21 protein-coding genes are annotated in these 17,903 nt (G+C 66.7%); 12 read left to right on the forward strand and 9 right to left on the reverse strand.

Features of this window, described 5'->3' with window-relative positions; all coding sequences use genetic code 11:
• Nucleotides 1-63 precede the first annotated feature (63 nt).
• Nucleotides 64-1,137, forward strand: a complete 1,074-nt coding sequence (locus tag OG598_RS12735) for a glycoside hydrolase family 43 protein (RefSeq protein ID WP_328654621.1) — start codon at nucleotides 64-66, stop codon at nucleotides 1,135-1,137.
• Between the two features lie 108 nt (nucleotides 1,138-1,245).
• Nucleotides 1,246-1,779: an RICIN domain-containing protein gene (locus OG598_RS12740; RefSeq protein ID WP_328654622.1), complete on the forward strand. Its 534-nt coding sequence runs from the start codon at nucleotides 1,246-1,248 to the stop codon at nucleotides 1,777-1,779.
• Between the two features lie 88 nt (nucleotides 1,780-1,867).
• Here OG598_RS12740 and OG598_RS12745 read toward each other — a convergent pair whose 3' ends face one another.
• Nucleotides 1,868-2,107 (reverse strand): hypothetical protein, encoded by a 240-nt coding sequence (locus OG598_RS12745; RefSeq protein ID WP_328654623.1) that lies wholly within the window; start codon nucleotides 2,105-2,107, stop codon nucleotides 1,868-1,870.
• A gap of 243 nt (nucleotides 2,108-2,350) precedes the next feature.
• Between OG598_RS12745 and OG598_RS12750 the strand changes: the two genes are divergently transcribed.
• From OG598_RS12750 to OG598_RS12765, 4 genes are all read left to right on the forward strand, one after another.
• On the forward strand, nucleotides 2,351-2,794 hold the full coding sequence (locus OG598_RS12750; RefSeq protein WP_328654624.1) for a hypothetical protein: 444 nt from the start codon (nucleotides 2,351-2,353) through the stop codon (nucleotides 2,792-2,794).
• Between the two features lie 220 nt (nucleotides 2,795-3,014).
• Nucleotides 3,015-3,392, forward strand: a complete 378-nt coding sequence (locus tag OG598_RS12755) for a DUF2089 domain-containing protein (RefSeq protein WP_328654625.1) — start codon at nucleotides 3,015-3,017, stop codon at nucleotides 3,390-3,392.
• Between the two features lie 11 nt (nucleotides 3,393-3,403).
• Nucleotides 3,404-3,649 (forward strand): hypothetical protein, encoded by a 246-nt coding sequence (locus OG598_RS12760; protein ID WP_328654626.1) that lies wholly within the window; start codon nucleotides 3,404-3,406, stop codon nucleotides 3,647-3,649.
• An 11-nt stretch (nucleotides 3,650-3,660) separates the two neighbouring features.
• On the forward strand, nucleotides 3,661-4,083 hold the full coding sequence (locus OG598_RS12765; protein ID WP_328654627.1) for an SHOCT-like domain-containing protein: 423 nt from the start codon (nucleotides 3,661-3,663) through the stop codon (nucleotides 4,081-4,083).
• A 52-nt stretch (nucleotides 4,084-4,135) separates the two neighbouring features.
• On the opposite strand, the gene OG598_RS12770 is transcribed toward OG598_RS12765, so the two are convergent.
• Both OG598_RS12770 and OG598_RS12775 read right to left on the reverse strand, forming a co-directional pair.
• The gene (locus tag OG598_RS12770; RefSeq protein WP_328654628.1) at nucleotides 4,136-4,585 is read right to left on the reverse strand and encodes a zinc ribbon domain-containing protein; all 450 of its coding nucleotides are present in this window, start codon (nucleotides 4,583-4,585) and stop codon (nucleotides 4,136-4,138) included.
• A gap of 68 nt (nucleotides 4,586-4,653) precedes the next feature.
• Nucleotides 4,654-4,995 carry a GlsB/YeaQ/YmgE family stress response membrane protein gene (locus OG598_RS12775; protein WP_328654629.1) on the reverse strand — a complete coding sequence of 114 codons (342 nt, stop codon included), beginning with the start codon at nucleotides 4,993-4,995 and terminating at the stop codon, nucleotides 4,654-4,656.
• 197 nt (nucleotides 4,996-5,192) lie between these two features.
• Between OG598_RS12775 and OG598_RS12780 the strand changes: the two genes are divergently transcribed.
• A complete protein-coding gene (locus OG598_RS12780) occupies nucleotides 5,193-5,699 on the forward strand; it encodes a GNAT family N-acetyltransferase (protein ID WP_328654630.1) in 507 nt (168 codons plus the stop codon).
• Between the two features lie 54 nt (nucleotides 5,700-5,753).
• Here OG598_RS12780 and OG598_RS12785 read toward each other — a convergent pair whose 3' ends face one another.
• Nucleotides 5,754-6,359, reverse strand: coding sequence for a hypothetical protein (locus OG598_RS12785; protein WP_328654631.1), 606 nt, complete (start codon nucleotides 6,357-6,359; stop codon nucleotides 5,754-5,756).
• 396 nt (nucleotides 6,360-6,755) lie between these two features.
• Here OG598_RS12785 and OG598_RS12790 point away from each other — a divergent pair, with 396 nt between their 5' ends.
• Together OG598_RS12790 and OG598_RS12795 are read left to right on the forward strand one after the other, a co-directional pair.
• Nucleotides 6,756-7,409 (forward strand): hypothetical protein, encoded by a 654-nt coding sequence (locus tag OG598_RS12790; protein WP_328654632.1) that lies wholly within the window; start codon nucleotides 6,756-6,758, stop codon nucleotides 7,407-7,409.
• 3 nt (nucleotides 7,410-7,412) lie between these two features.
• On the forward strand, nucleotides 7,413-8,660 hold the full coding sequence (locus OG598_RS12795; RefSeq protein WP_328654633.1) for a DUF6357 family protein: 1,248 nt from the start codon (nucleotides 7,413-7,415) through the stop codon (nucleotides 8,658-8,660).
• Nucleotides 8,661-8,994: 334 nt separating this feature from the next.
• Here the strand turns inward: OG598_RS12795 and OG598_RS12800 are convergent, their stop codons facing one another.
• Nucleotides 8,995-9,573, reverse strand: coding sequence for a TetR/AcrR family transcriptional regulator (locus OG598_RS12800; RefSeq protein ID WP_328654634.1), 579 nt, complete (start codon nucleotides 9,571-9,573; stop codon nucleotides 8,995-8,997).
• A 91-nt stretch (nucleotides 9,574-9,664) separates the two neighbouring features.
• On the opposite strand from OG598_RS12800, the gene OG598_RS12805 reads away from it, so the two are divergent.
• Together OG598_RS12805 and OG598_RS12810 are read left to right on the forward strand one after the other, a co-directional pair.
• Complete coding sequence (locus tag OG598_RS12805; protein ID WP_328654635.1) at nucleotides 9,665-10,678, forward strand: aldo/keto reductase; 1,014 nt, start codon at nucleotides 9,665-9,667, stop codon at nucleotides 10,676-10,678.
• Between the two features lie 125 nt (nucleotides 10,679-10,803).
• Nucleotides 10,804-11,433: a VOC family protein gene (locus OG598_RS12810; RefSeq protein ID WP_328654636.1), complete on the forward strand. Its 630-nt coding sequence runs from the start codon at nucleotides 10,804-10,806 to the stop codon at nucleotides 11,431-11,433.
• Between the two features lie 15 nt (nucleotides 11,434-11,448).
• Here OG598_RS12810 and OG598_RS12815 read toward each other — a convergent pair whose 3' ends face one another.
• The 4 genes from OG598_RS12815 to OG598_RS12830 all read right to left on the reverse strand — a co-directional run bounded on the left by OG598_RS12815 (nucleotide 11,449) and on the right by OG598_RS12830 (nucleotide 15,799).
• Nucleotides 11,449-12,603, reverse strand: coding sequence for a helix-turn-helix domain-containing protein (locus OG598_RS12815; protein WP_328654637.1), 1,155 nt, complete (start codon nucleotides 12,601-12,603; stop codon nucleotides 11,449-11,451).
• Nucleotides 12,590-12,751: a hypothetical protein gene (locus OG598_RS12820; RefSeq protein ID WP_225855464.1), complete on the reverse strand. Its 162-nt coding sequence runs from the start codon at nucleotides 12,749-12,751 to the stop codon at nucleotides 12,590-12,592. The genes OG598_RS12815 and OG598_RS12820 overlap by 14 nt, the downstream gene beginning before the upstream one ends.
• Before the next feature lie 120 nt (nucleotides 12,752-12,871).
• The gene (locus OG598_RS12825; protein ID WP_328654638.1) at nucleotides 12,872-14,062 is read right to left on the reverse strand and encodes a helix-turn-helix domain-containing protein; all 1,191 of its coding nucleotides are present in this window, start codon (nucleotides 14,060-14,062) and stop codon (nucleotides 12,872-12,874) included.
• Nucleotides 14,063-14,608: 546 nt separating this feature from the next.
• The gene (locus tag OG598_RS12830; protein ID WP_328654639.1) at nucleotides 14,609-15,799 is read right to left on the reverse strand and encodes a helix-turn-helix domain-containing protein; all 1,191 of its coding nucleotides are present in this window, start codon (nucleotides 15,797-15,799) and stop codon (nucleotides 14,609-14,611) included.
• A gap of 324 nt (nucleotides 15,800-16,123) precedes the next feature.
• Between OG598_RS12830 and OG598_RS12835 the strand changes: the two genes are divergently transcribed.
• On the forward strand, nucleotides 16,124-17,728 hold the full coding sequence (locus OG598_RS12835; protein ID WP_328654640.1) for a hypothetical protein: 1,605 nt from the start codon (nucleotides 16,124-16,126) through the stop codon (nucleotides 17,726-17,728).
• Nucleotides 17,729-17,903 lie beyond the last annotated feature (175 nt).

Consider the following 17,903-nt stretch of genomic DNA (forward strand, 5'->3'; position numbering starts at 1 on the left):
CTGCCCTAATCTATGGGTGTCGATTACTGCTTCCAGCTCCGTTCGAGGAGAGGAATCCCGATCGTGAATGTCGGTAGCCGAGCCCTTCCGCGACTCCTCTCCGTCCTGCTGGCCGTCGTGCTCGCCACCGGCTTGCCCCTGCTCGGCGCGGCTCCGGCGGCGGCCGGGCAGACCAGCCTGCGAGCCGCCGATCCCAGCGTGATCCGCGTCGGCGCCACCTACATCTCCGTTCAGTCGGTCAACGGCGGGATCGCCGTTCGACAGGCGGCCTCTCCCGACACGCTGGCCGCCGCGCCCGCACGGCAGGTCTGGACGGACAGCCGCAACCTCGGTGAGGTCTGGGCCCCGGAGATCGTCACAGATGGCGGCCGCTACTACATCTACTTCTCGGCCGGGCGCGGCACCGCCCACCGCATGTACGCGATCCACTCGGCGTCACCGGCCAGCGGCTACACGGCCGAGCGCCAGCTCGCGCTACCCGACGGCAGGTGGGCCATCGACGGCAGCCTGTTCACCTTCAACGGGCAGCGGTGGTTCGTCTGGTCGGGTTGGGCCGGGGACACCAATGTCGAACAGAACATCTACCTCAGCCGGATGAGCGACCCGCTAACCCCGAGCGGTGGCCGGTACGTCATCTCCCAGCCCCGCGAGAGCTGGGAGCGCGTCGTCGGCAACCCGTTCATCAACGAGTCCCCCGAGGCGATCAGGGACCCCAACGGGCAGCTCCACATCGTCTACTCGGCCAACGGCAGCTGGAGCGACCAGTACTGTCTCGCGGACCTGCGGCTGCGCGCCGGCGGCGACCCGACGTACGTGTGGGACTGGTACAAGTCGAACGGCTGCCTGTTCGGCTCGAACCGGGCCACCATGATGGCTGGCTGGGATCCGACCCTGCACGTGAACGGGCCTGGCCACCACAGCTTCGTGCTGCTCAACGGCGACATCGCCACCAGCCCGCCCGCCGGGCCGAGGTTCCCGCTGATGTACCACGGAGTGCCCAAGGGCACCGCGTACTCCTGGGCGAACCGCTACTGGTACACCGGCACCTTCTGCTGGTGGGGCAACACCACCTACCGCCGCGCCAACGTGCCAGGTCCGACGGCCGACACCGGGTTCAGCATCAAGTTCTTCGAGTGATCCGGACGTGCATCCTGGCCCACGCCGGACGTCCCGGGCCGAGTGGCGCGCATCGATGGTGATCGTCTAGCCTCAGCGACACTCCATTGTGGACCGCGAAGGGCTCTTATGAAGCGCAAGATGATGACCAGCCTGGTGACGGTGCTCACCATGATCGCGGCGATGCTGGTAGGCACCGGCAGCCCGGCGGCGGCCGCCTCCTCTGGTCCGTGGGTGATCCAGCCCTTCACGAACCTGCACTGCCTGTCGCCCGAGGCGTTCTCGTCAGCGCTCAACGTCGTGGTCGACCAGCATCTCTGCGAGAGCGGACCGAACCGCAACTGGACCTTCACCACGACCAGCTCGGGCTACTACCGCATCTCCTTCAACAACGGCGGAAGGTGCATGGCCGTCCGCGGCGCGGTGACCACCGAACGAGCGAAGATCGCCACGCAGGTGTGCGGCGACGCCCGGCTCAACGACCAGTGGCTGCCCATCAAGCTCTTCGCCTCCGGGAGCGCTGACTACTACCAGCTGAAGAACCGGGGCACCGGCAAGTGCATGGCGGTGGAGGCCAACTCGAGGTTGAACGGCGCCGACATGATGCAGTTCACCTGTTACACGACGTCGGAGAACCAAGCCTTCACCTGGGGTCCCTGGTAGGCAACGCTCGTCGACCGCGGCGGAACCTCTCCGGGTCCCGCCGCGGTTTCGTGTTCCCGGCGAGTGGATCGTGGGCGGGGCGCGAGTGTCAGCCGGGCGGCGGCGGACACTCCAGGACCGCTATCGAGTTTCCGGCGAACAGCCTCAGGTGCGGGTGCCCGGAGAAGATCTGAACCGCCTCGTCGTGCGAGCCCGCCCCCACCACGGTGTAGGCGATCAGGGTGTCGGTGAAGTCCTCGACACCTCGCGCCGTGACCCGCTTCTTGGCGTTCAAGGGAGCGCCGGGGTCGACGATGGCCTTCTCGTTGGCCTGCGCCACGACGCCCACGCGTTCATGAACTCGGTCTGCTGCTGTTCGGTGAGGTCGGCCTTGTCGGCGTCGTCAGCCGCGCCGTGGAAGAGCGCCAGGAACCTGCCCATCCCGGCATCTTAGTGGCGGTCCGCGCGGGCCACCGGGTCACAATCACGACCCCGGCCGAAATGCCAGGTCGTTGACGCCCCAACGGAAGGGGTACTTTCCGTCACAGGTGAAACACCCTCTGCTTCCAGGGTCATCGGGGATCGTGGATGCATGAAGCTACGCATGCTCCTGATCGCGGCCTTCGCGGCCCTCATCGCCACGCTGGCAGCGCCGTCGGCCGCCACCGCGGGCCCGGCCGACCAACCGGTCGTCAACGTCGCGGCGCAGCCGGCCAACCCGGCAACCGCTAGCGCGGCCGACAATCCGTACGCCGGCATCAGCGGCGTCTCGTCCCAGGCTGTCGGTGCCTGCCCGTACGGCGCCACCTGCGTCTACACCGACACCTACTTCGGCGGACGCATGTTCGTGCTGTACCAGTGCCGGTGGTACTCGCTCACCAACTGGAACGGCTGGGGTTCCATCTACAACAACCAGACCTGGGGTGCCTGGGCCGACATCATGGACCAGAACCGCAACCCGATCCGCGGCTTCAGCTCTGGGGTCGCCTGGGAAGCCGTCGACTTCTCGCCGGTCTGGTACATCCGGATGTGCTGATCCGCTTGCCGTGGACGGGAGTCGGGGTTGCCCGCTCCCGCCCGCTGGGCGCCCGGCAAGCAAAACCCTTCGACCGCGGCGAGACCTCTTCGGGTCCCGTCGCGGTTTGCATTCCCCATCCGACGGCGAGATCGACTCCGTCCTTCCCGCCGAGCGCCGCCTTAAGAAAATTAAGGTCAACATCTTTTAAGTTCAGGATTCTTAAGATACAACTTGAGGTATGACAGAACAGGCGATGGACTGGCAGGAGCTGACCAGCTTGACGCGGGGGCAGCCGTTCGTCGTCGAGCGGGTGCGCCTGGCGAGCAACGGCGTCGCGATCGAGGGCGAGTTCGAGCCACCGCAACTGGCTCAGCTCAACGTCGATGACCAGGTCTTCGTCACGGCGTTCGTGCGCTGCCACGGCTCGATCAAGGAGATGGAACGCATCTTCGGGGTGAGCTACCCGACGATCAAGTCACGGCTCAACCGGATCACGCAGATGCTCGACTTCGTCGAGACCGACCCGGCGCCCTCGCGAGCCGACGTCATCGACCGGTTGCGCCGCGGTGAGATCACCGCACAGCAGGCGTTGGCCGAGCTGGACGGCCGGACGTGATGCCGCAGTTGGTGACCGTCAAGGTCAACCGCCCGGACCGCCGGCCCATCCGCGTCTGGGTTCCGGTGATCCCTGTGGCGCTCGTGCTCTTCCCGGTCGTGGTCCTGGTCGTGCTGGCGGCGATCGTGGCCTGCGTCGTGTTCCGCATCGGTGTGGTGCGGGCACTCGGCGCCGCTTGGCGTGTCATCTCGGCGCTGCCCGGCGCCCGCTTCGACATCGAGCACTGCCGCACGGCCGTGTTCGTGGCTATCCGATAGGAGAGGTTCGAATGACCGAACAACGCAAGGACATCCTCGACATGCTGGCCGCCGGCAAGATCACCGCTGAGGAGGCGGAGCAGCTGATCACCGCACTCGAACGGGACCAAGCACCGGCGACGGTGAGTCACGACGTCCGGCCGAAGGGCAAGGTGAAGTACCTGCGGGTGATGGTGGACGCCACCGACAACGGCGAGCCGTCGCGGGTCAACGTGCGGGTGCCACTGCAACTGCTGCGGGCCGGTGTACGGCTGGCGGCGCTGATCCCGCCGCAGGCCCTGGTCAAGGCCAATGCGTCACTCAGCGACTCGGGTGTGCCGATCGACCTGACGCAGCTCAAGCCCGAGCAGTTGGAGGCGCTCGTGGAGCACCTCGACGAGGTCACCGTGGAGGTGGATTCACCCGATGCCACAGTGCGGGTCTTCTGCGAGTAGGCGCCGTCTGAAGGGACGGGCCCTCGAGAGGGTGCGGGAACACCGTTGCCTCTCAGTGCGCTCTAGCGAGCGCGCGGTTTGCAGTCCCGCCCTGCGGTGGGACGGTCCCGGTCTGATCCGTTGGTGCGGTGCCGGGTTGACGTTTCAATGCCACCAGCCCCGGGAGTGGGGTCTTGCGGTCGGCTCCACGTCCAGCCGCCGGGCCACTCCCGGCGGTTGTTGCGTCAGCCGCGAGCGCGGCCAGGTTGCGGGCGGCGTTGAGGTCCCGGTCGAGGAACAGGCCACACGATTCGCACTGGTATTCACGCTCGGACAGGGCGAGCTTGGTTTTCACCGCGCCGCAGCTCGAGCACGTCTTGGAGGAGGGATACCAGCGGTCGGCCAGGATCAGCCGGCTGCCGTTCCACCTGGTCTTGTAGGTCAGTTGCCGGCGGATCTCGGCGAACCCGGCGTCGGTGATGTGCCGGGCCAGTTTGCGCCTGCCAACCTGAAGTTTAGCCACTCACCAGCAACAGCGGAGGGACCAGTCGGAAGGGTGGTCCCTCCGCGGCTCGCCCATTGACCGACTCTTCAGCTCTTGGCCTGGCTGCGACGAGCCCGCCGACGGGGCTTGTCGTCGCCGCCGGCGAGCCGGGTGAAGGTGAGCATGTTCGCCAGCGCCACGGCGATGATCGCGACGCCGACCTGGATCGCGAGCACTACCCAGTCCCAGCGCAGCACCCACACCTCCACGTTGGCCCCGTCGTCGATATCAAGCGCCCTGGCGACCACTGTGCCCAGCACCGCGGAGCCGACGCCGATGACGAACGTGGCGAAGAAGCCGATCCGCTGCCTCCCCGGCAGGATGAGTCGGCCGAGCAGGCCGACGAGGGCACCGATGAGCACCGCGCCGAGATAACCAGTTACCAGCATTGCCGTCTCCCCTCGAGCAATGCCCAGGTATATGCCCGAATCTCGCGTTCCCGGAAACCCCGCCCCGGCCTCGACAGGTCGCGGGATGGTGTCGAAGCGACGCCATCGGGCACGTCGATGGGAGCCGCTCGGAGGCGATCCGCGTCGTCCGCAGCGCTCGTGTTGGGCCCACCCGGATCGATGGGTAGCCTGCCGGCATGGCAAAGGTTGTCACGTACCTGGAGATGAACAACGCCACGGACCTGCGACCGGGAAAGGTCGTGCCGGAACTCTCCCTACGGCGCGTCGACGTTGGCCTGCCGCTCGTGCACGCCATCAATGCTCAGGTCGGGGCGCCCCACGGGTGGCGTTGCGCGTCTCGCACGAACGAAGAGTGGCAGGAGTTCATGCGGTCTCTTCCGCTGCGCCAGTACCGGTTCATCACCCTAAAGGACGAGATCGTGGGGGTGGCGAATGTGGAGCCCCACCCGGGCGGAGATGTGGAGATCACCGCCTTCGGGCTGTTGCCAGAACATATCGGGAAAGGTCTCGGCGGCCATGCGCTGACGCTGACCATCCGGCAAGCCTGGAACACGGTGGCCCTGGACTCTCCGGCCGTGCGCAGGGTGTGGCTGCACACCTGCTCGTTCGACCATCCGAATGCGCTGGGCAACTACCAGCGTCGCGGCATGACCGTCTACCGGACCGAGGTCGAAGCCGAGTAGGTGTCGGCTCAGGCCGCAGCAAACCGGCGGGTACGCCCGCGGCGCCACGGAGCACTACTGGTAGCTGGAGACGGGGATGGCGAAGTGGAACGCGCCCGGGTCCGGGACGTGCGGCCCGCCGAAGCGGAAACACACCCCTCGCTGTGGGGCCCAGCCGTTGTAGAACAACTGGGAGCAGTTGATGCAGTACTCCCAGTTCGCCTGGGTGCCAGGTGGCTCGCCGATGTCGTGCGGCAGTACGTAGTTGAAGGGGATGCTGGAACCCGGCTGGTGTTGGATGTTCTCGACGTTGTTGCCGATGCAGCGACCGTAGTTCGGCCAGAAGCCGCTGAAGAACAGCCCGAAACAGTTCCGGCACCACCGCCAGTCGGGCTGGTCGTTGGGCGTCCAGCCGCCCCCGAACGGGATTTTGAAGATCCAGCCGATCTGACGGTGCGTGCTGCCCGTCGCCGCACAGCGCCCACTGGGAGCGAAGCCCCAATAGAACATCACGAAGCAGTCGCCGCAGTACCGGTACGGGGCGTGTGTGGTGCTCGTCCAGGCGGACGCCGGGGAACCAGTGCCTACGGTGGCGAGCAGGGTGGCTGCCGCGCCCAGACCGGCGGTCGTGGTGAGGACCGCTCGACGAGTCCAGCGCGGGGCTTGATCGGCCTTATCCATGGTGTGAGTGCTCCCTTGTTGACCGGAGAATCTGGCAACGGACACGTGCGGCAGTGGGCCGGACCGCGCGGCGGGTCTGGCTGCGGCACGGGGGGGGTCGCGAAATCAGGATGTGCTGCCTCGGCCGTCGCGCGATAGGGCTCCGAGCGAGTGGAGTGACACGAATCGTTGATCTGACAATGCACTGCGGAATTGCGCTCGCGCTGGCACCGTCGTCGATGTCGAGCGCCCCTGCGACCACGGTGCCCAGCCTGATCGCGGTCCGGCTGAGGGCTTGCGAACGGCTGGTCTGCTCGCGCAGGGCCACCGCGCGCAGCACGCCCATGATCAGGCCGCGGTCGTGTCAGATCGTTCCACTACGCTGGCGGAGCTTTCACACGTGAACGAAGGACGCACATGGCCCGCCCCTACAGTCCCGGACCGAAGCTGTTCGTCTTCGCTGCCGGTGATGGCAACGATCAACGAGTCTCGGTGGGCGACCCTCAGGAGGCCTACGTGGCGTTCTCTGTGTTCTTCCGGGGTCGAGAGTCGGAGACCTACATCATCACTGACGAAGCGGCGAGGCAGAGGTTGGTGCTCAGGCCCCGTCTGGGTGTGATCTCCCGGATCAAGGATGCTGACCAACCTAGGTCGGAGCACCTCCGGGTCGACAGGGGCAACCGCTACCTTCCGAGCGCGATGCTGTTCTTCGAGAACGGATATGCCGGCCTCGACCACTTCGGCCAGTGGTTGTCCGACCTCTCGGACCTCGACGCGTCACCGGAGGCCCGCGGTGCCGCCCGCGCCGCCACGTTCACGACGGAAGCAGCGGCAATCGAAGAGGTCGCTCGGATCTGGGCGGATTCGGGCATCGTCGACCCGAGCGGCCAGTACTACGTCTTCTTCGACTCGCATGACGTCGACGAGGACCGAGCCGAACGAGCCGAACTGCTCCAGTTGATCGCATTCCTCGGTCTCGAACGGGTCGACGCCCCGGCCGAGGCCGCCGGGGGCGAGGTCTGGGTGCGCACCGACCCTCGCCTCGCTGTCGAATGTGCACGGTGGTCGTGAGCTATGGAAGACATCGTCTTCACCCGTAGCAGCGGCTGGTTCCCGAAGGTGATCCGCGAGGACGGTGAGCTGAAGCTGACGCTCGCCGCCGGGGCCGACGCCAACCATGACCCTCGCACGTTCACGTTCCCGATCGGGGAATCCCATCTTGCGGTGATCCGGGCGGACCTGGCCAGGCACCTGCTGTTGTGGAGTGCGGTCCTCCCGCTGTGCGACACCGCCGGAATCCGGGGCCAGCTCGACGAGAACGCTGCCGTCGCGCTCCTGGACCAGGTCCTGCTCTCCCCGCCCGCAGGCGTCGACGCGCTCTTTCGGCGCATCCGGTGGGACAGGAGTCGTCTCGTCGCCCATGGCGCCGACATCGAGCTACTGGAGCGCGGTCAGGTCTGCGAGGCGATGCGCGCGGCGACGGAGCTGGCGAACGAGAAACGTGCCCAGGAGTATCACGCGGACCGCCGTCGCGCCGAGCGCGGAGTAGCCCTCGGGCCACTCGACGCTGCGATTTTGAGGTACACGGGCCAGTATCTGCATGGCGCGACGGTTCCACGGCGGAGCCCGGATGCCGTCGACCCCGCACTGCTGCCCCAGGTCATGCGTGTGATCGCCACCGCGGAGCAGGCGTGCGCCGGGATGCGGATCGGCCTCGATCCGCGGCGGGGACACCGGGCCACTGACAAGCGCGACCGGGATCGGATGGCGGCGGCGGTTGAGGCCGCCGTGCGCCGCGCGTACCCCGAACTCGTCGATGACGCGGTGCGGACGGTGAGCTTTCTGATGTGCTCGGAGGCCGCGGACCGCTCCAGGAGCACACCGGTGGAAGGCGACGACCACGCCGACCTCGGTGAGAGTGCGAGAAAGACGGCCCTGTCGTTCACCGATGACAAGGGCGGCGAGAAGAAATGGGTACGGGACGGGCCTCGCACTGCCTCCGCCGAGTTCTGGGAGTTCGTCTCCGATCGCTCAGCCGGAGACAACGAAGTGTTCACCATCGAGGACGAGGAGAGGGGCGAGGGGATTCAACTGCACTTCTACGCGGACTCCATCGCCCGGATCACGACGGTGCGACACGGGGAAGCCGGATCCGATCCGCAGTACCAGGTCGAGTACAGCCTGGTCGACGGGATCGGCGGGTACCGGAAGCTGGTGAGCGCCTTCGTCCGCGGCGGCTGCGCCGCACTCGAACAGCACGGTCCCTGGATGTCGGATGTCGCCGAGTTCGAGCGCGCGCGTCGTCGGCGCGACGCCCGGTAGCCCCAGTAAGAACCCACGCGAGGCCGGTGCCGAGGTCAGCGACTGTCAGCGGGTGAGGCCGAGATGCGTCGCCAGTTGCGCCACGCCGGCCGGCGGCAGCTGCGCGCGGGCAAGATTGGCGATCACGGTACGCGCCAGAGGCCGGCACCGAACCTCGGCCGGCGCGACACTGTCCGCGTTAACACGCTTCGCGGCCCGAGGGGCGTCGCAGGCTCAGTCGCACGTGGCACAACCCCAGCGTTAGGGCCGGCTACGGTTTGCCGGTGACCTGAACGAGGCAGGCACGTGCGTCGCGCCGGGCCGGGCCGACAAGACCTACTGAGAAGCCGACGCGTTACGCCGATGGCGGGGGTGCCTGGGGCGCGAGCGGGCGCAGGCCGTCAAACAGAACGGCAAGGGTCCGGTCGATGACGGGGCCGGAGTAGTCACCAGTTTCCGCCGCCATGCTGGCGCCCCGTAACAAGGCGAGTATCTCGGGCATGCCGACGTCGAGGCGTACGGCGCCGACGCCCTGGGCGTCGCGCAGAAGGTCTGCCAACGCGTCGCGCATCTGCGTTCGCTGGCCTGCCTGCTCTGCTTTGACGTCGATCCCTGCGCTGTGCAACGCGTCCGTCAGAGTCTTCTTGCGCGCTGCGTCCGCGACGACCTGCGCGAAGAATCTGAAGAACCCGGTCTGCGGCTCTGCGGCGACGCGCAACCGGGCAGCCTCGTCAAGCAGCAGGTCCACCCGCGCCGAGACGATCGCCGCATAGAGGGCTTCCTTGGTGGCGAAGTGCCGGTAGACGGTACCGACACCAACTCCGGCTCGGCGGGCGATCTCGTCCATGCGGGCGGTCAGCCCCTGCTCGCCAAGCACGATCTCCGCCGCCGCGAGTACCTTCGCGCGGTTGCGCGCCGCATCCGAACGGATCATGCCGGCCTCCTCAAATCGAGCACCCTTGACGAGCGGAATCTAGATTCCGTATCTTCAAGCGGAATACTGATTCCGATTCTACGGGGATGGCATGCAGTACACGACACTGGGCCGATCCGGCCTCCACGTCTCCCGGGCCGGCCTGGGCACGATGAACTTCGGCACCGACCCGCAGGCACCGACGCCGGAACCCGAGGCCCGCCGCGTCATCGGCGAGTTCCTCGACGCCGGCCACAACTTCATCGACACCGCAGACACCTACCGAGGTGGCACCAGCGAAGAGGTTGTCGGCCACGCCATCGCCCACCGCCGCTCCGAGGTCGTCCTCGCCACCAAGGGGGCGGCACCGCAGGGTGCCGGGCCCAACACCCGGGGCCTGTCCCGCGCCCACCTGACCCGCGCCCTGGAGGCGAGCCTGCGCCGACTAGGCACCGACTACGTCGACCTGTACCAGTGCCACGTGCCCGACCCGGACACCCCGATCGACGAAACCATGGCAGCGCTCGATGGCTTCGTGCGCTCCGGCAAGGTCCGCTACATCGGCTGTTCCAACTTCACCGCCGCCGGAATCGTCAGCGCCCAATGGGCGGCGCAACGCCTCGGCGGAACACCCTTCATCAGCCTGCAAGCCAACTATTCCCTGATCACGCGCGCCATCGAGGCCGAGATCGTGCCCACCTGCCAGCAACACGGGCTCGGCGTCCTCGCCTACAGCCCGCTCGGCAGCGGTCTGCTCGCCGGGCGATACCAGCGCGGCACCGCGCCGGCCGCCGGATCCCGACTCGCCCAATGGGCGGCCATGCCCAGCCCGATGGCACGCGCATTCGTGACCGGTCTCCTCGCCGAGCGGCACTTCGACATCGTCGACGACGTCACCACCGTCGCCGCCGAACTAGGAACGACCACGCCAACCGTGGCGCTCGCCTGGCTCCGCAGCCGGCCCGAGATCACCTCGGTGGTCCTCGGCCCTCGCTCCGCCGATCAACTGAGCGCGAACCTCGCCGGCCTCGCATTCGAGCTTCCGGAAAGCGTCTCCACCCGGCTGGATGCGGCAAGCCAGTACACCATCAGCCCTCCGGTCAACGGCCAGCACAACGCAGCCTGATTCAGCGACGAGCCGCCCTCGCCATCCTCGTACCCTCGCTCGCCTTCCGCTTCTACTGCGATCCGCCCGCAGCCGGCAACCGCCGTGTAGGAGGCCGTCGCGACGCCGATGTTAGGTTCGCTGACATGACTGGGCAGATCACGGCCGCGCAGTTCCACGCGGCCGACGGTGTCGAGGACTGGCGCTGCCTCTACCACCTGGTCTCGGCCTACTTCCCGACCGACTCGCTGTCCAAGGGCATCGCGCTCGTCGACGAGATTGGCCGGCTAGCCGACGAGGCCCAGCAGCAACACCTCATCGTCGACCTGCGCGGCACTGGCGTCACGGTGAGCCTGAATCGGCGCGACATCTCGTTGGCCCGGCGCATCTCGGCCGCCGCCAAGGAACTGGGCCTACCCGCCGACCCGACCGCCGTACAACTCATCAACGTCACCCTTGACGCACTCGTCGGCGCGGACGTGCTGCCGTTCTGGCAGGCGCTGCTCGGCTATCGGCAGATTGGCGACGACTACCTGTTCGACCCGTCGCGCCGCGGCCCGGGCTTCGGTTTGCAACCGTCGGACGAGGCGCGCCCACAGCGCAACCGCATGCACCTCGACATAGCCGTCCCGCACGATCAGGCAGAGGCTCGCATCGCCGCCGCCCTGGCGGCCGGCGGCCACCTGGTCTCCGACGCGCACGCACCCATGTGGTGGGTCCTGGCCGACGCCGAGGGCAACGAGGCGTGCGTCGCCACCTGGGTCGGCCGCGGATAGCAGGACGGCGGGCTTTCACCTCGTGAGCCCGACCAGCGTGGCGAGTCGCGCCACGCCGGCCGGCGCCGGCTGCGCGCGGGCAACATCGGCGATCACGGTACGCGCCAACGGCCGACACCGAACCTCGGCCGGCGCGACACTGTCGGCGTCCACCAGGGCCCGTGCAGCCCCGCGTAGGTCACCCACCTGGAGGTACGCCCGCGCGACGTCCACCAGGTACGCGCCCCGATACTCGGCCGGCAACCGCCGCCACGCCTCCCGCCGGATCACTGTCGAATGCCTTTGGAGCGCCTCGACGGCTTGACCCCGTTGCGCCGCCGCCAGCACTCGCGCCACGTCGACGGCGGTCGGCCCGAAGCTGGTCCGGTGCACATCGTCGTACCCCCTGAGCCCGGCGGCGATCCCGGCGGCCCGGTCGATCAGGTCGTCGGCGCGGCGGGTGTCGCCGCAGCCGGCGGCGGCCAGAGTGGCCTGGAGCAGCAGCGTCCCACCCACAGCCCACTCCCCCGCCGACCGCTGGGGACCTGAGGTGATGCGGTTCGCGGCGGCGAGCGTCGCGGCCAACGCGAGGCGGTCGCGGCCCGACGCGCGGAGCGCCTGGGCCACCGAGATGGCCGCCGTCGCCGCGAGGATTGGGTCGTCGCCAGCGGCGGACGTCGCCCGATCGGCGGCCAGCCAGCCCAGGTCAGCCTCGCCGAGCTTCACCAGCAACGACGAGGTGATCCGGTACGCCTGCACCAGCAACTCCGGTGTCTGCGCGCCTTGGATGGTGTCGAGCAAACCCGGCAACACCCGCACCAACTGCCCGTAGTGCGCGTGCTGGTAGGTCAACCAGGCGTAGCCGACCTGCCTTCTTACTTCTTCCATCGTCTGCTCATGGGCTTGCGGGGCGTCGTAGCGGGCGAGAGCGGCTCGGATGTCGTCCACCCCGTCCGGCGGGCCGGCAGGCGTTGGCCGCGGCTGACCGAGCAGGACCTCCGGGTCGACCCGCAGGACGTGGGCCAACTCCTGGATCACCGAGTACCGGTCCAGGGCGCGCACGCCCCGCTCCACCTTGTCCACCCAGCTCTTCGACCTGCGCAGCCGGTCGGCAAGCATCTGCTGCGTCATCGACCGCCGCACCCGCCAGCGGGCAACGCGGCGACCGATCGGGAGGTCATCGTTGGTCACGCCGCCACCGCCGGTCCGGGACCGCACGGGTCGTGTCCTCCACGGGTACGCGCTCCGCCTCGGCCTGCGCCAAGAGGCGCTGCTTGGCAGCCTCTCGCTCGGCCACCTCGCCCGTGTTCTCCGGAGCGTTGTCGTCCTGTCCGCTCATCCCCGCCTCCTCCGTCGGGGCCCGGAGGCTCGCTATCACCCGCCGCCCCAGGCCATCAGGACGTGCTCGCGTCCCAAACCGGACACTAGGGCCGACTAGTGATGCGGTGATTACTGGCAGTTATATGGCCAGGTTGATGCCGATGCGGCCGGCGAGCAGGCGCAGGTCGTCGGGGATGGCCCGGCGCTGGGCGCGCTGGGCCAGGGTCACTACGGCATCGCGGGCGAAGGGATTGATCGCGAACGGGATCGGCGCGGCCTGCTCGGCCCGGATGAATGCGGTGAGGGCCTCAGAGTCCCGGCGACCGCCGTCCGCAAGCGCGCGCCCGATGTCGAGCCAGTACGACAGTTGGCGATTCGACGCCTTGAGCACCTGCGGTTGGATCGTCCGGGACAGCTCGACTATCTTGCCGTACTCGCCCTGCTCGGCCGCGATGGACATCTTCCAGAGCCCCACATTGGTTGGCCCGAAGCAACACCCGTTGAAGCCGCCGCCGTCGGCCGGATCTCCCAGACTCGCCGCCTCGCGGGCGGCCTCGGCGAGGTGGTCGCGGGCAACATCCGGACGAGCGTCCACCGTCGAAGCCAGCGCTGCCATGAGGTGAAGCTGTCCGAGCATCTGCCGCACCCGGGCGTCGGAGGCGTCTCCCTGAAGCTCCACCAGCGAGCGGTCACTGACTCTGGCTGCCAAGCGCGCAGACTCGATCGGCAGGCTCTGCGCGTAGATGAACCGGGATGCGCCGATCCACGCTCGATCTTCAACGTTCTCGGCAGCCGATACTGAAATCCGGGAGGCATTTAGGGCCAGGTGACGATAGCCGAGGTGCCGAAGGCAGGTGGAGGCTAGGTAGGCGACCTGAGCGAGCGCGGTCCCACCCACGGCAGCGGCTTCGAGTAGCAGGCTCGGAAGCATGCGGGCCATGGCCGGGTAGTTGCACGAATTGCGGAGCTGATCGGCGCGGGCGATCTCGGCCGCCAGGCGTTCCGTCGTGAAGGTCGACGGGCGGCGCTCGCCGTCCTCGATCTCGATCAGGGCCGACCAGACCGCCGGCACGCACTCGGCGGCGCTCTCACGAGCCGGGTCGCCGGACTCGGTGCCCTGACCAAGCAGGTCCGCCACCGTGACCTGGAGGGCTGCAGCGAGAGCCACCAGAGTGGAACGACGGTCGATTGTCTTCCGGCCCGACTCGACCTGCGACACGTAGGACTGGGTGACGCCAGCGAGCCCAGCGAGGACGGCCTGAGTCATCCCGCCACGGCGCATGCGCCAGTAACGGACCCTGGCACCGATGGTGTCCGGCTTCGTCACCATGCCTACGCCCACCCCAGTTAGAGGACCGGATTGCGGCGTCGAAGCGCTACGCCCGCACGGTTGGACGCTACACCCGCAGCGCACCGCATCAGTGACGCTCGACGTCGTCCGGGCGGGTCTGGCACCTTCCGTGGTCAGCCCACTTCCGAGCCTCGATCGGCAATGATGGGCGGCATCGGTAGGCGATGAGAGTGAAGACGTGCAACGACCCGCATGGGGAGGCAAGGTGACTCAGCGCTCGCAGCACCAGCGGGCCCGGTGCCCCGTCTGTAAACGCGCCGTAGCCCTCACCGCCGACGGAAAAGTTGCGCGGCACAACGGCACCATTCGTGCCTACGCCCCGCCCGAGGAGTGCCCCGGGGGTGGACAGCGTGCGGAAGCCGCCAAGTCATGAGCACAAACACGGCCCGGCGTAGATGCCACGTCAATCTGGACAGGCGCCACGTTGGTGCCAGCTGCATGACGGTGCCAGGCTCGTCCGGACGGGACATTCAACTCCGAAGCCGGATGTCAGGGCAGAACCGCCCGAAGGGCGACAACTTTCAGTTATGCAGCCAGGTTGATGCCGATGCGACCGGCGAGCAGGCGCAGCTCGTCGGGGATGGCTCGGCGCTGGGCGCGCTGCGCGAGCGTCATTACGGCATCGCGAGCGAGGGGGTTGATGGCGAACGGGATGGGTGCTGCCCGCTCAGCCTGCACGAATGCAGATAGCGCCTCGACGTCTCGGCGACCGCTGTCCGCCAGTGCGCGACCGAGGTCTAGCCAGTAGGACTGCTGGCGGATCGACGCTGCAAGCACCTGCGGTCGGACCGTCCGAGACAGCTCAATCACCCGGCCGGACTCGCCCTGCTCCGCCGCAATGGACATCTCCCACAGACCGACATTGGTTGGCCCGAATCCACAGCCGTTGAAGCCGGCACCGTCGACGGGATCCCCGAGCGTTGCCGCCTCGCGCGCTGCCTCGGCAAGGTGATCGCGAGCCACATCCAATCGACCGCTGACCGTCGATGTCAGCGCGGCCGAGAGATGGAGCTGTCCGAGCATCTGTCGCACCCGCTCGTCGGCGGCGTCGGCTTGCAGCTCGGTCAGTGACCGGTCGGCGGCGCGGGCAGCGACCGATGCGGATTCAATCGGCAGGCTCTGCGCATAGGCGAAGCGGGAGGCCGCGATCCAGGCCGGATCCTCGGTGTCCTCGGCGACCGCCCCGGCGAGCCGGGCGGCGTTAAGGGCTAAGTGGCGGTAGCCGAGATTCCGCAGGCAGGTGGCGGCTTGGTAGGCGACCTGGACGAGCGCACTGCCGCCCACGGCGGCGGCTTCAAGCAGGAGGTTGGGCAGCATACGAGCGATCGCCGGGTAGTTGCACGAGGTGCGGAGCTGCTCGGCTCGGGCGATCTCGGCGGCTAGGCGCTCCGCCGTGTAGGTCGACCGGCGGCGCTCGCCGTCCTCAATCTCGATCAGGGCTGACCAGATCGCCGGTACGCACTCGGCGGCGCTCTCGCGAGCCGGATCGCCGGACTCTGTGCCCTGGCCGAGCAGGTCAGCCACCGTAACCTGGAGAGCGGCCGCAAGAGCGACCAGAGTGGAGCGACGGTCGATGGTCTTCCGACCCGACTCGACCTGCGACACGTACGACTGGGTGACGCCAGCGAGCCCAGCAAGGACGGCTTGGGTCATCCCGCCGCGGCGCATCCGCCAGTACCTGATCCTGGCACCGATGGTGTCCGGCTTCTTCACCATGCCTTCGGCCACCCCCGGCTAGAGGACTGGGATAGGCGCTACAGACTCCTACCCCCGCATGGGCTCGACGGTACACCGGAAGCGCTTTGCAGTGGTTACGCTGACCGCGCGGTAAAGCTGCGACAGACCACAACATGAGCCACTGCCCCACGGCGGTTGGGCTGCTGCGGGAAGTCCAGGCGCTAGCCTGAGCCACGCGTCACGAACTAGGTGCCGGTCCACCGCTTGGCACTCGTCCTTCACCCGAAATCTTGCCAGCGACCTTGAGCCGCAGCGTATCGTTTAGGAGCTTGCATCTATTCCCGAAAATGGGTCTAATAGGTCATGCCCTCAGAACCTGATTTGAATACAACCAATGAGCAGCGCCTACTGACAGCCGCCGTTCAGGGCAACATGCTGGATCTAGCAGGTTCACACTCGATAGACGAAGCTTCGATGCAGGAGTGGGGCGACGAACGCACCATTGCAGCTTCCATGGTGAGGGATATACTGCTCGGCCGTCACGGCGTGATTGATCCGAGGGGAGTGCGCATTCGAGGTGCCTGCATTGTCGGCCGTCTGGATCTCGACAACGCGAGGACGGACGTAGGGCTCCGCTTGGAGTCGTGCTACCTCCCTGAAGGAATAACCGCGGAAAGCGCAGATTTGCTTGGACTTCAGCTCCACGATTGCCTGTTAGCCAATACCGTCGCGCCAGCCCTCAACCTACCTCATGCAAACTTAAGGTCCGCTCTTAACATTCACGGATGCACAATTCGTGCGATGCCGAAGTTTGGCGGCGCAGTAAATATGATCGCCGCCAAGGTGGGCGGCAACCTTAACTGCAACGGTTCGAGGATATATAACGAATCGGGACCGGGAATCGGCGCGGACAATTTGCGAGTTTCGGGTTCCCTATTTCTGCGTTACGGGTTCGAAGCATACGGCGATGGCACGCTCGGGACGGTACGCCTGAACCGTTCACGGATCGACAGCTTCGTCGATTTCTCTGGCGCCAACTTACACAACAAATCAGGTCCTGCGATATCCGCCGATGGCATGACAGCTGACAGTCTCCTAATCCGCAACGGCTTCGCCGCCGAAAGCGGTAGCGCATTTGCTACGATTCGGCTGCTCAACGCAAGAATCTCAACCGTGGAGGTTCGGGGGGCAACGATTAAGAACGGTTCAGGTCCGGCGATCGTAGCGGATGGGCTGGACGTTGAGGGCGACCTTCTGGTGGGCAAGGATCTGACCGCCACGGGGTCGGGAAAAATCCCTACTCTAAACTTAGATCACGCGTCGGTAGGGACGTCGTTCTTTTTCAATCCTGAACGAATCACTAACAGCAGCTCGCCTGACAAGCGAATTTCTATTGACGGTCTCACCTATCCTCGGGTGCCGTCTGGGCTAGATTTGCAGCAGTGGCTTTCGCTTCTACGTCATGACACGGGAGGCTACGCCCCGCAGCCTTATCAGCAGCTTGCCGCCGTTCACCGCGCAGCTGGACATGAGAGCGAGGCCCGTATTGTTCTAAGGGCACAGCGGAAGCACCAAATTGACTCACACACGCTGACAGGCCGATCGAATCGCCTTTGGGCTCGAACCACCGGCTTGCTCCTCGGATATGGATACCAACCCTGGAGAACTCTGATTGGCCTACTTGCGGTTGCAATTATCTCGAGCGTTCTCTGCTTAACCTCACCAGCGCTAGTGCACACTAAAAACTCTCCCAACCCAGGGACGCCATGCCGTGCTAGTGAACGAATTGGTGTAGCAATTGACCTAACTATTCCTCTTATCAAGACAAACATAAGGAGTCAGTGTGATCTCGTAGGCACGGTCGCTAGCGATTGGCTAGCCATAGTTGGTTGGCTACTCCAGGCACTCTCATGGGGGTTTGCGACGCTCTTTGTTGTCGGATTCACATCCGCGGTCCGGAAGTCGTGATTTATGGCCTAGCCCAAGCCAGCCACACCCCCGCATTCTTAGACTGATGCGCCACGGATGTCTTGAGACTTGGCAAGTACCACTATGCTAATCAAACCGCTCAGCGGCTGACGTAGTGACAGTTCGATCGCCGAGGATGCGGAGAGCAATGTGAGCCTTATGGGTGGCATTGACG

It is taken from the genome of Micromonospora sp. NBC_00330 (assembly GCF_036136635.1).
GTDB classification, from domain to species: domain Bacteria; phylum Actinomycetota; class Actinomycetes; order Mycobacteriales; family Micromonosporaceae; genus Micromonospora; species Micromonospora salmantinae.

Excerpts from the sequence above, each read along its gene's own strand:
- OG598_RS12740 (WP_328654622.1), top strand. The coding sequence starts at position 1,246 with ATGAAGCGCAAGATGATGACCAGCCTGGTGACGGTGCTCACCATGATC.
- OG598_RS12750 (WP_328654624.1), top strand. The coding sequence starts at position 2,351 with ATGAAGCTACGCATGCTCCTGATCGCGGCCTTCGCGGCCCTCATCGCC.
- OG598_RS12755 (WP_328654625.1), top strand. The coding sequence starts at position 3,015 with ATGACAGAACAGGCGATGGACTGGCAGGAGCTGACCAGCTTGACGCGG.
- OG598_RS12765 (WP_328654627.1), top strand. The coding sequence starts at position 3,661 with ATGACCGAACAACGCAAGGACATCCTCGACATGCTGGCCGCCGGCAAG.
- OG598_RS12775 (WP_328654629.1), bottom strand. The coding sequence starts at position 4,995 with ATGCTGGTAACTGGTTATCTCGGCGCGGTGCTCATCGGTGCCCTCGTC.
- OG598_RS12780 (WP_328654630.1), top strand. The coding sequence starts at position 5,193 with ATGGCAAAGGTTGTCACGTACCTGGAGATGAACAACGCCACGGACCTG.
- OG598_RS12785 (WP_328654631.1), bottom strand. The coding sequence starts at position 6,359 with ATGGATAAGGCCGATCAAGCCCCGCGCTGGACTCGTCGAGCGGTCCTC.
- OG598_RS12790 (WP_328654632.1), top strand. The coding sequence starts at position 6,756 with ATGGCCCGCCCCTACAGTCCCGGACCGAAGCTGTTCGTCTTCGCTGCC.
- OG598_RS12795 (WP_328654633.1), top strand. The coding sequence starts at position 7,413 with ATGGAAGACATCGTCTTCACCCGTAGCAGCGGCTGGTTCCCGAAGGTG.
- OG598_RS12800 (WP_328654634.1), bottom strand. The coding sequence starts at position 9,573 with ATGATCCGTTCGGATGCGGCGCGCAACCGCGCGAAGGTACTCGCGGCG.
- OG598_RS12805 (WP_328654635.1), top strand. The coding sequence starts at position 9,665 with ATGCAGTACACGACACTGGGCCGATCCGGCCTCCACGTCTCCCGGGCC.
- OG598_RS12810 (WP_328654636.1), top strand. The coding sequence starts at position 10,804 with ATGACTGGGCAGATCACGGCCGCGCAGTTCCACGCGGCCGACGGTGTC.
- OG598_RS12820 (WP_225855464.1), bottom strand. The coding sequence starts at position 12,751 with ATGAGCGGACAGGACGACAACGCTCCGGAGAACACGGGCGAGGTGGCC.
- OG598_RS12825 (WP_328654638.1), bottom strand. The coding sequence starts at position 14,062 with ATGGTGACGAAGCCGGACACCATCGGTGCCAGGGTCCGTTACTGGCGC.
- OG598_RS12830 (WP_328654639.1), bottom strand. The coding sequence starts at position 15,799 with ATGGTGAAGAAGCCGGACACCATCGGTGCCAGGATCAGGTACTGGCGG.
- OG598_RS12835 (WP_328654640.1), top strand. The coding sequence starts at position 16,124 with ATGCCCTCAGAACCTGATTTGAATACAACCAATGAGCAGCGCCTACTG.